Origin of the sequence: Bacillus sp. SG-1, from assembly GCF_000181495.1 — a bacterium.
Taxonomy (GTDB): Bacteria; Bacillota; Bacilli; order Bacillales; family Bacillaceae_B; genus Rossellomorea.
In genome coordinates, this window is record NZ_ABCF01000062.1 from 1 (window position 1) to 15,011 (window position 15,011).

The 15,011-nt window shown below is 44.2% G+C and carries 14 protein-coding genes; 12 read left to right on the forward strand and 2 right to left on the reverse strand.

The features are described from left to right. The coding region (locus BSG1_RS16045; RefSeq protein WP_006838198.1) for a D-alanine--D-alanine ligase at positions 1–841 on the forward strand (841 nt) is incomplete at its 5' end. A 123-nt stretch (positions 842–964) separates the two neighbouring features. Further along, entirely contained in the window at positions 965–2,341 is a 1,377-nt protein-coding gene (locus BSG1_RS16050) for a UDP-N-acetylmuramoyl-tripeptide--D-alanyl-D-alanine ligase (protein ID WP_006838199.1), read from the forward strand. 77 nt (positions 2,342–2,418) lie between these two features. Here the strand turns inward: BSG1_RS16050 and BSG1_RS16055 are convergent, their stop codons facing one another. Continuing rightward, positions 2,419–3,075 (reverse strand): HAD family hydrolase, encoded by a 657-nt coding sequence (locus tag BSG1_RS16055; protein WP_006838200.1) that lies wholly within the window; start codon positions 3,073–3,075, stop codon positions 2,419–2,421. A gap of 612 nt (positions 3,076–3,687) precedes the next feature. Between BSG1_RS16055 and BSG1_RS16060 the strand changes: the two genes are divergently transcribed. From BSG1_RS16060 to BSG1_RS16080, 5 genes are all read left to right on the forward strand, one after another. Further along, positions 3,688–4,380 carry an alpha/beta hydrolase gene (locus BSG1_RS16060; protein WP_044023033.1) on the forward strand — a complete coding sequence of 231 codons (693 nt, stop codon included), beginning with the start codon at positions 3,688–3,690 and terminating at the stop codon, positions 4,378–4,380. A 455-nt stretch (positions 4,381–4,835) separates the two neighbouring features. Then, positions 4,836–6,305: a DEAD/DEAH box helicase gene (locus BSG1_RS16065; RefSeq protein WP_044023029.1), complete on the forward strand. Its 1,470-nt coding sequence runs from the start codon at positions 4,836–4,838 to the stop codon at positions 6,303–6,305. Positions 6,306–6,478: 173 nt separating this feature from the next. Next, the gene (gene uvsE / locus BSG1_RS16070; RefSeq protein ID WP_044023030.1) at positions 6,479–7,441 is read left to right on the forward strand and encodes a UV DNA damage repair endonuclease UvsE; all 963 of its coding nucleotides are present in this window, start codon (positions 6,479–6,481) and stop codon (positions 7,439–7,441) included. Between the two features lie 71 nt (positions 7,442–7,512). Then, on the forward strand, positions 7,513–7,992 hold the full coding sequence (locus BSG1_RS16075; protein ID WP_044023031.1) for a PH domain-containing protein: 480 nt from the start codon (positions 7,513–7,515) through the stop codon (positions 7,990–7,992). Then, on the forward strand, positions 7,985–9,448 hold the full coding sequence (locus BSG1_RS16080; RefSeq protein WP_006838206.1) for a PH domain-containing protein: 1,464 nt from the start codon (positions 7,985–7,987) through the stop codon (positions 9,446–9,448). The genes BSG1_RS16075 and BSG1_RS16080 overlap by 8 nt, the downstream gene beginning before the upstream one ends. Before the next feature lie 110 nt (positions 9,449–9,558). On the opposite strand, the gene BSG1_RS16085 is transcribed toward BSG1_RS16080, so the two are convergent. After that, positions 9,559–10,164 (reverse strand): rhomboid family intramembrane serine protease, encoded by a 606-nt coding sequence (locus BSG1_RS16085; protein ID WP_044023032.1) that lies wholly within the window; start codon positions 10,162–10,164, stop codon positions 9,559–9,561. A 167-nt stretch (positions 10,165–10,331) separates the two neighbouring features. Between BSG1_RS16085 and acpS the strand changes: the two genes are divergently transcribed. From acpS to ndoA, 5 genes are all read left to right on the forward strand, one after another. Continuing rightward, complete coding sequence (gene acpS, locus BSG1_RS16090) at positions 10,332–10,688, forward strand: holo-ACP synthase (RefSeq protein WP_006838208.1); 357 nt, start codon at positions 10,332–10,334, stop codon at positions 10,686–10,688. A gap of 741 nt (positions 10,689–11,429) precedes the next feature. Then, positions 11,430–12,446, forward strand: a complete 1,017-nt coding sequence (locus BSG1_RS16100) for a LolA family protein (protein ID WP_006838210.1) — start codon at positions 11,430–11,432, stop codon at positions 12,444–12,446. Positions 12,447–12,815: 369 nt separating this feature from the next. Then, positions 12,816–14,000: an alanine racemase gene (gene alr / locus BSG1_RS16105; RefSeq protein ID WP_006838212.1), complete on the forward strand. Its 1,185-nt coding sequence runs from the start codon at positions 12,816–12,818 to the stop codon at positions 13,998–14,000. A gap of 257 nt (positions 14,001–14,257) precedes the next feature. Then, on the forward strand, positions 14,258–14,539 hold the full coding sequence (locus BSG1_RS16110) for a CopG family ribbon-helix-helix protein (protein ID WP_006838213.1): 282 nt from the start codon (positions 14,258–14,260) through the stop codon (positions 14,537–14,539). Positions 14,540–14,543: 4 nt separating this feature from the next. Continuing rightward, positions 14,544–14,894 carry a type II toxin-antitoxin system endoribonuclease NdoA gene (gene ndoA / locus BSG1_RS16115; protein WP_006838214.1) on the forward strand — a complete coding sequence of 117 codons (351 nt, stop codon included), beginning with the start codon at positions 14,544–14,546 and terminating at the stop codon, positions 14,892–14,894. Positions 14,895–15,011 lie beyond the last annotated feature (117 nt).

Below are 15,011 nucleotides of genomic sequence, written 5' to 3' on the forward strand. Positions count from 1 at the left end.
GACTTTGAGCGTTTCGGAGAACGAAGACAGCACGTTTGATGTCATCCTGCCCCTTCTTCACGGACCAAACGGGGAAGACGGTACAGTGCAGGGGATGCTTGAACTGCTGAACCTTCCGTACGTCGGTAATGGTGTCCTGGCATCAGCAGCAGGGATGGATAAAGTCATCATGAAAAACCTGTATGCGCAGGCGGGCATCCCGCAGGTGAACTATGTGTGGTATTTGAAAAAAACATGGGAAAATGACCCGGAAGCGGCTTACCTTAAAGTTGAAAAAGAACTTGGCTACCCTTGTTTCGTGAAACCAGCGAACCTTGGGTCTTCTGTAGGGATCAGCAAGGCGGAATCACGTGAAGAACTTATTCTTGCATTTAAAGAGGCTTTCCAATTCGACCGTAAGATTATCATCGAACAGGGTGTCAAGGCGAGGGAAATCGAGCTTGGCGTTCTAGGGAATGATGAACCGGAATGTTCTGTAGCAGGGGAAATCTTACCGAAAAAAGATTTCTATGACTACAAAGCTAAATACGAAGATGGAGATACAGCTCTGATCATCCCGGCTGAAATTCCGGCAGATGTGTACGAGGACATGAAGCGGATTGCAGTCGATTCATTTAAAGCACTGGATTGTTCAGGGCTTGTACGTGCCGATTTCTTTTTGACAGAGGACGGCACAATCTATATGAACGAAGTGAATACGATGCCTGGCTTCACTCCATTCAGTATGTTCCCGCTGCTTTGGAAGCACAGCGGCGTGGAATATCCTGAATTGATCGAGCGTCTTGTCAAGCTGGCACAAGAACGCCACGCCGAGAAGCAGAACATCAAACATACAATGTAAGACAAGAAGGGCTGACGGAATAAACTGGTCAGCTCTCTTCTTTTATACATACTCGGCAGTAACAAAGTTTAAAAAAGAGCCTATAATAATTTAAGATAGGCGAGCTGAAAGGGAGTTGTTGACATGATAAATAAATCTTTGGGCGAGTTAGCCAAAATGATCAAAGTAGAAAATGATTTATCCGCGTTCCAGGATGTAGCCATCGGAGGGGTTTCCATTGATTCCAGAAAAATTGAAAAGGGAAACTTGTTCATCCCTTTCAAAGGAGAAAAGGTAGACGGCCATAAGTTTGTTGAAGGGGCGATCAAAAGCGGGGCAGCTGCGTCCCTTTGGGAAAAAGATGTCCCTAACCCGCCAGAGGGTCTGCCGATCATCATCGTGGAGAACAGCCTCCAGGCATTGCAGAACCTTGCCACAGCTTACCGGCATGAACTCGGAATCAAAGTTGTCGGCATTACAGGCAGTAACGGTAAAACGACAACAAAAGATATGGTCGCAAATCTTCTGAGCCTGAAATACAAAGTCCAAAAGACCCAAGGGAATTTCAACAGCCACATCGGACTTCCGTTAACCATCCTTGCGTTGGAAAAAGGCACTGAGGTAGCGGTGTTGGAAATGGGCATGAGCGGATTCGGGGAAATTGAACAGCTTTCAAACATCGCCCTGCCGGATGCTGCAATCATTACAAATATCGGGGAGTCCCATCTTCAGGACCTTGGCTCAAGAGAAGGCATCGCCACAGCCAAGATGGAAATCATCAGCGGCTTAAAGGAAGACGGATTATTTGTCTATTACGGAGAAGAGCCGTTATTGAAGGAGAGAATTGATAAAGATTGGAAGTTCAAAGTGGAGACTTTTGGAAAAGGGACGGAAAACACCCTATATCCACTGGATGTGAAAACCACGGATTCCGGAAGTGTATTCAAGGTCAATGCAGAACCGGATACAGAAGTCATGCTGCCGGTGCTGGGAGAACATAACGTCATGAATGCACTCGCTTCTATGCTGGTAGCAAAAGAGTTTGATGTAGAATACAAGGAAATGCCGGAAGCCTTTCAACAGCTGAAGCTGACACAAATGCGAATGGAAATGATGGAAGGGAAGCGCGGGGAGAAAATCCTCAATGATGCCTATAATGCCAGTCCTACTTCCATGAGAGCCGCAATCGGCTTACTTTCAGGACTGCAAGGTTACGGCAAGAAAATCCTTGTTGCTGGTGACATGCTTGAACTGGGACCAAATGAAGAGAACTATCACTATGAGGTCGGGCAGGAGGTCCAAAAAGGAAAAATTGATCTGGTGTTTACTTTTGGAACCCTTGCCAGGCAGACTGCCAGAGGGGCAGCGGAAAACATCGGCGAAAAGAATGTCTTCAGTTTTGATGACAAACAGGAGCTGACCGAAAAGCTGGAAAGTATCCTGCATGGAGATGAAATCATCCTGTTCAAAGCATCCCGGGGAATGAAGCTGGAAGAAATTATAGAGAGTCTTACAGAGTAACATCTTTGGCGTTGGGTTGGGTACCTGGTACAAAATTACAGTTTTTTGTACCAGGCACTCTTTTAGAAACAGGCAACTTATTTTGATAAATAATCCTGCAGCTCAGCCAAAGAGGAAACTACAAAGTCGGCGGCAAGCCCTGCTGGCATCGAATCAGGCTCTGTCAGCCAGGCAGCTTTCATCCCTGCTTTCCGGGCCGCGGCTACATCGTTCTCATAGTGGTCACCAACATAAAGACAATCTGAAGGTGCGACATTAAGTAACCTCGCAGCTAGATGGAAAATGGCGGGGTCTGGCTTTTTTAATCCGGCTTCTTCCGAAATAACAATCTTATCGAAATAAGAGCGGATTCCGAGGACATTGATTGTGTTGTTTTGAACATCTGTCATGCCGTTTGTAACCATCCCCACTTTATATCCGGCAGATTTTAAGAAATGAAGGAGACCGGAAGTCCCGTCCATTTTCAGGCAGTGTTGATGGAAATCAGTCAGGTAATCCTCAAGCAGTTCCTTGGGGGAGAGTGGAAGACTGAACTCTTCTGCCAATGAGGCGTACACCTTATCTTTCCAAACATACCCTTTGCATTCCAATTCAATGAAACGGTCAATATAAGTGGAAGGAATGACCGTATGATGAAGATTGTTTAATTTCTGGTGCTGTGCTTTTAAAAACTGAAGGACCGAAGCATCTCTGTCGTGCAGGGTCCGGTCCAGGTCAAACAGAATGGCTTTCATGGTAAATCCTCCTAATGAAAATGATGAATATTTAATTCAAGAGTGGGCCTGGACCACTCGGTGTCGCTTTTGTGAAGATGAATTGTTCAAGATGGTGATATCCCCATGGTCAGCAACTAACAAATTCCTTACTGGCTCGATACTTCACTCTATTTTGTTAGTGGCCCGTTTGAATCTTTGTTGTTCGACATTTGCTTTTTTTCAGATTAGCTCTTGTAGACCAACATGTTACTAATCAATCTTAGAAAAGTTCATCTTTGAAATCGAAACTTTTCACACTAGTTACAGACATTTTTATTTTTACAGAGTTGATTGGATTAGCGGTCGTCTAGCTCCAGCACCAAGGTTACGTACCTACTGGAACGTAACCCAGGCCCTTGGGGTCAAATAACCCGAAGAGAATAAAAGGTAAAATCGCCTTTTATTCTCTTCGGAACATAAGCCTGTCGGGGCTGAACAGGGCGCTTCCAATTTTTACACAGGCACAGCAGAGGAGGCTCACTGCCCGCCTCCCAGGAAAGAGTGTGCCTGGAGTGGAAATCAACAGCTCATCTAACAATGCAAAAAATTATTTGTAACTATAAATATAATACCTTGAAAACGGTGATAATGATGAATGGATGTTTACTTATACATGGTTTTACAGGAGGACCTTACGAAGTCGACCCTCTGGCTCATTATCTAAAATGCCATACGGATTGGAAGATTGTTGTTCCAACGCTTCCCGGACACGGCGATTCCCTTGATTTGAAAGGGAAGAAGGCGGATGAATGGGTTGAATGTGCAGAGAAGGAATTAGAGGTTTTGCTGGAAGAATGTGATGAGGTATATGTTATCGGCTTTTCCATGGGCGGTTTGATTGCCAGTTATCTTGCAGTGAAATATCCTGTGAACAAGCTTGTCTTATTGAGTGCAGCCGCTTATTATGTCAATCCCAAACAGCTGCTGACAGACATCAGGGATATGATCCAGGATGTATTTCGCGGGGAGCTTTCCAATAATGAGCTGTATCTTCGGTATAAGAAAAAAATCAAAGATACCCCCATTTCCGCGACCTACCAGTTTAGAAGAGTGGTGCTGATGGCAAAACCGCTGCTGAAGGATATTAAAGTTCCCGTTTTTATCGCCCAAGGTAAAAAGGATGGAATCGTTCCTCCGAAAAGTGCAGATTTCTTGTATGAGGAAATCGCGTACCAAGAAAAGGAAAAATATTTTTCGGAAGAGGCAAAGCACCTGATTTGCCACAGTGACGACAGTGATAATCTGTTTGAGAAGGTGAAAGATTTCCTGCTGAGAGATAAGTGAATAGCAAGATAATTTTACTTTAATTGAAATTTTTTTCTATTAGTGGTAACATAGCCATAACATTGTTCACATTTTTTTGTGCAAACTCTTCTTAAAGAAGAGTAATTTTTTTTGTAGGGTAGTTATTGTCCCAAACACGTTGCCGATAAGGATAACACGGCTTTAACAATAAATATATTCTCGGTAAGATCCATGCCCCGTATGTGAGGGCGCTTAGACTATAGCCGGGTTCTCTTTATGAAAATGTAGACCATGTCAATAAATAAATGCATCAATAAACACGGCTCTTTTCGTAATCTTTGTTGCTATCAGAAGATTTTTTTCTTTGTATTTTCGGCTCATCCTTTGTTTTACACAAGGGAAAGAGCGCTATGATATAAAAATATACGGAATTATTCCTTTTCCGTAAGCAGCAATCAAGGCGGAAACAGCCTAAACAAAAGGAGAATGAGAAATTGACAAAGTTTTCAGATTTAAATTTAAGCTCTAGTACACTAAAAGCCGTTAACCGCATGGGATTTGAGGAAGCGACTCCAATTCAGGCGGGTGCGATTCCGTTAGCTCTAGAAGGTAAAGACGTTATCGGCCAGGCTCAGACAGGTACTGGTAAAACAACTGCTTTCGGTATCCCGATGGTGGAGAAGATTGACGTAAAAAACCCGAACGTACAAGGACTGATCATTGCTCCAACGCGTGAGCTTGCAATCCAGGTTTCGGAAGAACTTTACAAAATCGGCCAGGATAAAAGAGTCAATGTATTAGCTGTATACGGCGGGCAGGATATCCAGCGTCAGATCCGCGCGATGAAGAAGAATCCTCATATCATCGTCGGTACACCAGGACGTATGCTTGACCATATCAACCGTAGAACATTGAAGCTTGGTAACGTAAGCACGCTTGTTCTAGACGAAGCGGATGAAATGCTTAACATGGGATTCATCGAAGATATCGAATCAATCTTGAAAAATGTACCGGATAACCGTCAAACGCTATTGTTCTCAGCGACAATGCCTGGACCGATCCGTAAGATTGCGAATAACTTCATGACAGACCCTGAAACTGTAAGTGTGAAATCAAAAGAAATGACTGTACCGCACATCGAGCAGTACTTCGTGAAAGCTCATGAAAAAGAGAAGTTCGACGTGCTTTCCCGTTTGCTTGATGTTCAATCACCTGAACTTGCCATCATCTTCGGACGCACAAAGCGCCGTGTAGATGAGCTGGCTCGTGCATTGACACTGAGAGGATACTCTGCAGAAGGTATCCATGGTGACCTTAGCCAGGCGAAACGTATGACGGTTCTTCGCCAGTTCAAAGAAGGCCGCATCGATGTTCTTGTTGCTACAGATGTTGCTGCTCGTGGTTTGGATATCTCAGGCGTAACTCACGTTTACAACTTCGATATCCCTCAAGATCCTGAAAGCTACGTTCACCGTATTGGACGTACAGGACGTGCGGGTAAAGAAGGTATGGCGATGACGTTCGTAACACCAAGAGAGATGGGTTACCTTCGCATTGTTGAGAAAACAACGAAGAAGAGCATGACGCAAATGAAGCCGCCTACTTCCAACGAAGCATTGGAAGGACAGCAGCGCCTTGCAATGGAAAAACTGGTTGAAACAGTGAAATCCAACGAATTGCAAAATTACCGCGGAATGGCTAAAGAGCTTCTTGAAGACCATGACAGCGTTGAAATCGTAGCCGCAGCTCTTCGTCTTATGACAAAAGAGCCGGATGATACTCCAGTTCAAATCTCGGAAGAAAGACCTCTTCCAAGCAAAGGTAATGGAGGACGCGGAGGCGGAAAGCGTGACTTCAAAAAAGGATCTTCTTCTCGCGGAGGCAAAGGCGGAGGAAGACAAGGTTACTCTTCTTCTAGAGGCCGTTCAAAAAATCCTCGCCGCAAGCAACAGCGCGAATCTTAATATGACTTACAAAACCACTCTAATTTTTGGAGTGGTTTTTTTCTTTGTCTGTAGACGAAAGAAAGGGGCCTTCGATATGCGACAGCATTGGGCCGATGAAAGACAAATTAGTCATTACCCCTGATAGAAACTGAGCTAAAAGCAGATACTATCCCCAAAAAGGCGGTGAAGATATGACGATCGTTCGATTGGGGTATGTGGCGATGAGTGTCCATCTTGAAAATGCCTCACCATCTCAGACGATGACTTACAAGCAGTTTTCACAGCTGAAAGACAGGGATGCAGGATTGCGAAAGCTTGAGCGGATTGCTGTTTCCAATCTTCAGAACTGCTTGAGGCTCCTTAAGCACAACCTTGCACATGATATTAAATTTTTCAGGTTCAGTTCCAAGTTGATCCCTCTTGCCAACCATCCTGATCTAAAAGACTGGAAATTCATGAGGGCTGTTAAAGAGCCGCTGGAGGACATAGGGAATTTTATAAAAGAGCATCCTCAACGTGTTGGTTTTCACCCTGATCACTTCGTCCTGCTCAATACCAATAACAAAGATACTTTAAAGAATACTTTGCAAACGCTAAAAATTCATGAGGCGCTGTTGAAAGGAATGGACGTGGATCCCAAGCATCGCTGTGTCCTCCATGTTGGTGGAGCGTACGAAGATAAAGAGAAGGCACTTGAGCAGTTCATCCACAACTGGGGACTGACTCCTGTTTCACTTCAGGATCTAATCATTCTTGAAAATGATGACACGGTTTTTACCCTTCATGACACCCTGTATCTATGTGAAAAACTTGGCATTCCGATGGTGTTTGATTATCACCATCACCTTGCCCATCATGAAAAAGACTGGGAAGAAGATTGGGAAAGGGTAGTCGGAACTTGGGCGGACTCACCGCTTCCGGTGAAAATGCATATTTCCAGTCCGCGCTCTGAAAAAGAATATAAAGCACATGCTGAATATATTGATCCAGCCATGTTTATGGATTTCATTAATGGTATAAAGGGTTCTGTGGGAGAAATTGATTGCATGATCGAAGCGAAAAAGAAGGATGATGCTTTATTCCGGCTTGTAAAGGATCTTAAAGACAATGAGACCATTCGCTGGATCGACCAGGCATCATTTGAAATTTTATAGACAAACGAAACGAAAATATGCCTGCAATCGTATACAATGGAGAGGGGAAAAAATCGATAGGAGGCACAACGATGGGGAATGAACTAAATACAAGAATATCGGAAAAAGCGCTCCCTGTGTGGAGATGGTCTGGGTTGATCCATTCAATCGGGGTCATCATTCTGGCCATTGCAGCGCTGGTTCTTGCGATTATATTTGATTGGCCGTATTGGATGCCGGTGGTGGCGGTTATTTTGGCTGCTGTCTATACATACTTTTTTGCTATTCTTCTGCCAATGATACGCTGGAAGAGATGGCGCTATGAAGTGAGGGAGCAGGAAATTGAGCTTCAAAGAGGAGTCTTCTTTGTTAAAAGGACGCTTGTGCCGATGGTAAGGGTTCAGCACGTTGATACAGTACAGGGGCCGCTGCTCAGAAAATATGGACTAGCGACCATTACCATTTCAACTGCGGCTACCACCCATGAAATTCCGGCATTGGATATGCATGAGGCAGATGACTTGCGAAATTCTATCTCTTCACTGGCCAGGGTGGCTGAAGATGATGTCTGAGAAGAAGAAACTGCACCCGATTTCAGCAGTGGCAAACTTTCTTAAACAATTGAAGGAACTCATCCTTCCATTTATCTTTTTGATTTTTTTGAACAGAGGAGAAGAGGCTGAAGGATTCCTCGAATGGCTCCCGTTTATTATTGGTGGAGGAATCATGGTCTTTCTGCTCGCCGCAGGAATCACCAAATGGCTGCGTTTTTCCTACTGGCTTGAAGATGGTGAACTCAGGATTGAATATGGATTGTTTGTGAAGAAGAAGAGATACATCCCCTTTGAAAGAATTCAGAGCCTTAACTTGACGGAAGGAATTCTGCAAAGGCCGTTCGGACTCGTCAAAGTAAAAGTTGAAACGGCCGGTTCAACGGATCAAAAGCAGGCGGAAGCCGAACTGACAGCAATCAGTAAACATGAAGCGCAAGAATTGCAAAAGATCATCAATGAAGCGAAATCAACAAGAAGAAATATTGGCACGGAAGTTGAACATCCCGAAGTCCTTACCAGCAGTGAAGTCGTATTCAAGATGGACTTTAAGCAACTCCTTCTCATGGCAACAACTTCCGGAGGAGCAGGAGTCGTGATATCCGGGGTGCTTATTTTTCTATCGCAGTTTGACGAACTCATACCGTACGAAAGAGTGTTTAATGAATTAGAACAATTCGTCCGTAGTGGAGTCGTGCTGGTGAGTATGGTAGTGATCATCGGCCTCCTGATTGCCTGGATTGCGGCAATTATTGGAACCTTGTTGGTGTACGCTGAATTTACAGTCAGGAAACAGGGAGACGATCTCATTATCACAAGGGGGCTCTTGGAGAAAAAGCAGGTGACCGTCCCGTTGAATCGAATTCAGGGAGTAAGGAAAGTCGAAAATATCCTGAGGCAGCCCTTAGGATATGCAGCTGTTCAGATTGAAAGTGCCGGCGGATCTGTCCTGGAAAAAGAAAGCAGCACTATAAAAGTCCTTCCAATGATCAAAAAACAACACATCGCCGCTGTTATGAAGGATATCCTGCCAGAGTATAGGATGTCTGTAGATTTTGAACCCGTGCCTGCCAAGTCTCTGAAGCGCTACCTATTCAGAGAAAGTCTGCTTGTGACAGCTGTCATCATTGGTTTGTCCATTGCATTTTGGCCGCTTGGGCTGTGGTCCTTGCTGCTTTACATTCCATTTTGGCTTTTTGGTTATTCCAAATTCCGCAGTGCAGGATGGAATATTGATGCTTCGCAGCTCACCTTAAGGTACCGCTCGTGGCAGCAGCATACCTTATTTATGAAAAAGAACAGGATTCAATCACTTGAAACAGAGCAAAATTTCTTCCAGGTGAAAAGAGGACTTGCCAATGTTAACGCAACGGTAAAATCAGGTGAAGCGGGAGCAGCTGGGAAGATTGTCGATCTGGATGACGAAAGTGTGAAGACCATTTATCAATGGTACTATCCGGAGAGACAGGAGATTTGAATTATTGGGCTGGTGGAGATGTGCTTCGCGGGAGGAGCGGGGTACATCAAAAGGCGAAAAACCAAAAACGGCATGCACCAGGAATTGCTCCTGCGTGCATGCCGTTTTTTTTAATACCGATTTTTTCTAACCATATAGGGAAGCAGCAACCAGGAAATGACGAGTCCTGAAAGAAGTCCGACTAGGTGGGCGGTAATATTGATGTTGGCCTGGAAAAAAGTCATGACCAAGCCAATTACGACAATCGGGATGATCACTTGCTTATTTTGCGTTGAAATCAGATGCTTATGAAACAGGGTCATGCCGACATATATACCGAACAGTCCAAAGATGGCGCCCGATGCACCTACATGGTTATAAGTCAGCGGCTTTAAAAAGTAAGTGGCGATATTGGCGGCAATACCGCAGGTGAGATAAATGATTGTAAATTTGAACTTGCCCAGCATCCTTTCCAGCGGGGGAGCAAAAAGAATAAGAGAAAAAGAGTTGAATAAGAGGTGGGCAAACCCAAGATGGACAAAAATCGGCGTAATCAGCCGCCACCATTCTCCGTTGAATATATAGAGGTTGATTCCGGCGAGGTGTTCATAGACCAATATCTCGGGCAGGAACGGAACCAATGCGACGCTGAATAATAAAAGATGAATGAATACAATAATGGATACAATCGGATAAAGACGAATGAATTGAGAAAAGCTTTCTGTGCGTACAAACAATTTTTCATTACCTCCTTCAAGAGCGGTATGCATGAGCACACATACATGTCTAACATTCTACCTGTAAAAACGGTCAGTGTGTAGCGTGAAGTATGTTACTATCAAAATGGGATATCTTGTACTAATACTATGTAATACTATATAGAAATAGAATGAGGAGGAGTCAAATGATTAAAGGAATCGGTCTGGATATTGTAGAAATCAAAAGAATTGCCCAGCTTACAGAGAGGCGGCCGAAGTTTATCAGAAGGGTTTTGACTGAGGCGGAGATTGATCATTATTCAACCTTAAAGGGTGGACGCAGATATGAATTCCTTGCCGGCAGATTTGCTGCAAAAGAAGCATTCGCCAAAGCGCGGGGTACCGGAATCGGGGCAGGTCTTTCTTTCACAGATATTGAAGTGAGAAAAGATCAACTGGGCAAGCCTTATATCGCACTTCCTGTTGAAAAAGGTGTGCACCTTTCCATAACACACAGCAAAGATTTTGCCGCTGCGCAGGTGATTATTGAAGACATCCGCTGATTTCGGATTTTTTCATAGACATGAAAGAAATATGAGCTTCGAGCGTGTCTTGTGGGATCGGCTCAAGGACATGAAAAGAGGAAACAGGCTTTAGAAGTGCCTTGAGAAGGGTCCTAAAGACCAAAAGCGAGAAGATTCCAAGGTAAAAGTGTCTTTAGGGAGTTCTAAAGACCAAAAGCGGGCAGGTTCCAAGGTAAAAGTGTCTTTAGGGGGGCTAAAGACCAAAAGGGAGTAAATCTGAAGGTGAAGCTACCTCTAGATATGTCTAGAGAGATTCAGAAGTCCAAAGTGAATTTTAAAAAGCACCTAAAAAAAGGTAACTGGAGATCAAACACTTCCCCTTCAATAATCTGTATCCACCAAAAATATTATACGACAGCATCATTTTTTTAACCTTTTGCCATAACCTCACCACAACTTCGGAAGCGCTCTTCCAAATAGTTCTTCCAAAATAAGTCCCCGCAAGAAATTTAGAAATTTCCTTTTCAAGGCCCGTGAGCCCGGCCCACAACCCCGATTAATTTTTATAAGCTTGTCATCTTTCCTAGCATAAACCCCAAGGTTGTCTCATATATTCATAGTGCAATAGGAGAGACAAGGCCAGTCGGCAGCAGGATTGCTGTTTTCCAAAGATTTCTGGACGGCGGGTGTTGAGCGGCTTGAACTGGAGAACAGTTCATTCGTGCCGGCTGGTTTTCCCCTCTCTCTACTACGTTAACTGAGATAAAAGGGGTTGAAAGGATGAAGAAGAAGTTAGTTGTTTTGGCTGCAGTGATGTTGGCGATTTTGATGCTCGCTGCATGCGGACCGAAGTCACAAGAAGATGTTCTGAAGGATTTGACTGCCAAAGTGCAAGATATGAAGGGATATAAAGCGAAAGCAAAGATGACTCTTCAGGTTGGTGATGAACCTCAGACGTATGATGTGGATGTCTGGCATAATGATCCGGATTATTACCGTGTAAACTTGTCCAATCCTGCCAAGGAACAAAGCCAGATAATTTTGCGGAATGACGAAGGGGTTTTTGTTCTGACGCCTGCACTGAACAAAAGCTTCAAGTTTGAAAGTGAATGGCCGAATAACAGCAGCCAGGCTTACCTTTTTGAGTCGCTCGTAAAAGACATCGAAGCCGATAAGGAAGCCAAATTTAAAGAAACGAAGACACACTATGTGTTCGAAACGGCTACAAGGTATCAAAACAGCCAGATGCTTCCTGTTCAGGAAATCAGTTTTAACAAGAAAGATTTGACGCCGGCCTCTGTAAAAGTAATGGATGCCGACCGCAATGCGCTTGTGAAAGTTGAGTTCTCTGAAATGGACACCAAAGCGGCATTTGATAAGAATGACTTCGACATGAAGAAGAATATGACAGGTGCTCAGCTTGAGATTCCTGTAAATGCAAGTGTTTCAGACAGTGAGTTCTCTGTGCATTACCCTCTGGCAGCAACTGAAAAAGGAGCTGAGCTTGTAGAGGAAAAAGAAGTGAAGACGGATGATGGAAAACGCGTTGTTCTAACTTACGATGGTGAAAAATCTTTCACACTGGTACAAGAGAAATCGACGGTAGTTCCTGCTGTGACGGTTTCTACCATGGTGAATGGGGATATCCAGGATCTTGGATTTACCATTGCAGCGAGGACGGACCGTACTATTACATGGACATATGATGGTGTGGATTATATGCTGGCTTCCAACGATTTGACGCCAGAAGAAATGACGGAAATCGCCCGCTCTGTTCAAGGGTCTGTGGTGAAATAAACAGTTTCTGAGGAGCTGCCCCCTGTATGGGCGGCTCCTATTTTTAAGCTGTCATTAGATATATGACAGGAAGGTTTGATATACTTTTTTAAAAGCTGATGAGTGGACTGACAGGACTTGTTTTAAAATGGCCAAAGCCATGTCCCCTTTCTCCGGCAAGCGCCAGTTCTTCAAAAAAAGTTGAAGGACTGGTGGTTTTCGGAGGTAAATAGGAAATATAGGGTTTGACAGCAGGGTCCCTTCCGGCAATAATCAAGCTTAATAATAATTAAGGATCATCGTCCTGATGTTCCTGTCACAGTGAAAGTTGCGTAGAAAAACAATTAGCCATCCTTCAGCATTGTTCTATAGGAAGAGGAAGTGAATACAATGATAACTCAAACTCGATTTTTCAGAGATACCTGGGTAGAAATCGATCTCGATAACTTATATAAAAATGTTCATAATATCAAACAGCATTTGCCGGAGGGAGTTACCATGTTTGCGGTGGTGAAGGCCAATGCATATGGACACGGGGATGTCCAGACTGCACACACGGCCCTGAATGGAGGAGCAGGGGGATTGGCTGTCGCTTTTTTGGATGAAGCTATTTCCCTTAGAGAAAATGGAATCGAAGCCCCGATCTTGGTTTTGGGTGCGACAAGGGCTGAAGATGCCTATCTCGCAATGAGCCATGATATATCTCTGACCGTTTTTGATTACGCCTGGCTTGAATCAGCACGTGAATACCTCGAGAAGGAAGACGGCAAGCTGAATCTGCATATTAAATGTGACACGGGAATGGGCCGAATCGGAGTCCGGAATTCCGCAGATCTTCAAAAAGTCGAGAAATTTATCCGGCAGGAGTCTAAATTCCAGTTAGAAGGGGTATTCACCCATTTTGCAACTGCGGATGAGCTGGACACAGAATATTTTGAACGGCAGCTGGAAGTGTTTGAAAGGATGTTATCCTCTTTGACGGAGCGCCCGAAATATATTCACAGTTCGAACAGTGCGGCGACGCTTTCCCACCCGAAATCCCATTTTAATGCTGTGAGAGCGGGAATTGCGATGTACGGTCTTTCTCCTTCCGTTGAAATGAAGGCTGTGCTTCCATTCCCATTGGAGCAGGTTTTCTCTCTCCACTCACGGATAGTCCAAGTGAAGGAATTGCGGGCGGGGGAAAAGGTCAGTTACGGTGCGACTTATGAAACGAAAAAGAATGAATGGATTGGCACACTGCCGATCGGTTATGCTGACGGCTGGTTGAGAAAGCTTCAGGGGCAGGAAGTGCTGGTGGATGGAAAGCGGGCACCGATTGTCGGGCGGATCTGTATGGATCAGTGCATGATCAGTCTTCCGGAAGAAGTCCAGCCTGGGACCAAGGTGACTTTGATCGGAAGGCAGGACGGGGACTTCATATCAATGGATGAAATTGCGGCGAAGCTCGATACCATCAATTATGAAATCCCATGCATCATTTCCAATCGCGTTCCAAGGATCTATATAAAGGACGGGGAACCGGTGGAAGTTTCCAATCAATTGCTGGCAACGAGTGGCTTTTATAAAAAATGAGCCAGGATTACTGAAGTGACGTTATGGCGGGGAAACCAAGGGCAGCCCCCGCCAGGCTTAAGATCAAATTCATTCCCTGATTAATAAATTATGTAATTAATCAAAGAGCTTAGGAAAAAGATGCATAATTCTCCAGCGTATATGCCGATAATAGAGAAGGATTTTATTATATATGTCTTTTATCTTGCGGCAATTGATGGTATGATAGTTATGGTAGTAAACGAAACGGTTTATAGTGATTGGTGGAGGTGTAGTTTGTGTCTGAATCCAGCACAACAACAGAAATCTTAATTCGCTTACCGCAACAGCTCGTTACAGAACTCGACGGCTTTGCAGAACAAGAAAATGTAAATCGCAATGAGTATATCTATCGCGCGACTAAAATGTATCTTCGTGAGCGTAAGAAGCGCCAAATCCGTGAAACGATGAGACGTGGATATATGGAAATGGCAAAGATCAATCTTGCTATCGCTTCAGAAGCAATTCAGGCAGAATACGAGGCAGAGCATACAGTCGAACGTTTAGTGAGTGGAGGCTAACCCTTTGATTGTCAAGCGTGGTGACGTCTATTTTGCGGACCTTTCCCCAGTAGTCGGATCCGAGCAAGGAGGCGTTAGGCCTGTTCTTGTAATACAGAACGATATCGGCAATCGATTCAGTCCCACAGTGATCGTGGCTGCCATCACAGCCCAAATCCAAAAAGCAAAACTGCCTACTCATGTTGAGATTGATGCAAAGCGATATGGCTTTGAAAGAGATTCCGTTATCTTGCTCGAACAGATTCGAACAATCGACAAACAGCGTTTAACGGATAAGATAACGCATCTAGATGATGAAATGATGGAAAAAGTGGATGATGCCCTGCAGATCAGCGTGGGTCTCATACAGTTTTGACAAAAGAACGCTCTTCCGGGAAGGGTGTTCTTTTTTTATTTTTAAAAGCCCTTCTGACCGCGTATGAAAGGTGCTTGCCAGGCCTTTTTTTCTATAAGACATGCATTCAATTGGATA

What these genes read in the sequence shown, in the direction of transcription:
- BSG1_RS16080 (WP_006838206.1), top strand. Translation starts at nt 7,985, where the DNA reads ATGTCTGAGAAGAAGAAACTGCACCCGATTTCAGCAGTGGCAAACTTT.
- BSG1_RS16100 (WP_006838210.1), top strand. Translation starts at nt 11,430, where the DNA reads ATGAAGAAGAAGTTAGTTGTTTTGGCTGCAGTGATGTTGGCGATTTTG.
- BSG1_RS16075 (WP_044023031.1), top strand. Translation starts at nt 7,513, where the DNA reads ATGGGGAATGAACTAAATACAAGAATATCGGAAAAAGCGCTCCCTGTG.
- uvsE (WP_044023030.1), top strand. Translation starts at nt 6,479, where the DNA reads ATGACGATCGTTCGATTGGGGTATGTGGCGATGAGTGTCCATCTTGAA.
- alr (WP_006838212.1), top strand. Translation starts at nt 12,816, where the DNA reads ATGATAACTCAAACTCGATTTTTCAGAGATACCTGGGTAGAAATCGAT.
- BSG1_RS16060 (WP_044023033.1), top strand. Translation starts at nt 3,688, where the DNA reads ATGAATGGATGTTTACTTATACATGGTTTTACAGGAGGACCTTACGAA.
- acpS (WP_006838208.1), top strand. Translation starts at nt 10,332, where the DNA reads ATGATTAAAGGAATCGGTCTGGATATTGTAGAAATCAAAAGAATTGCC.
- BSG1_RS16050 (WP_006838199.1), top strand. Translation starts at nt 965, where the DNA reads ATGATAAATAAATCTTTGGGCGAGTTAGCCAAAATGATCAAAGTAGAA.
- BSG1_RS16055 (WP_006838200.1), bottom strand. Translation starts at nt 3,075, where the DNA reads ATGAAAGCCATTCTGTTTGACCTGGACCGGACCCTGCACGACAGAGAT.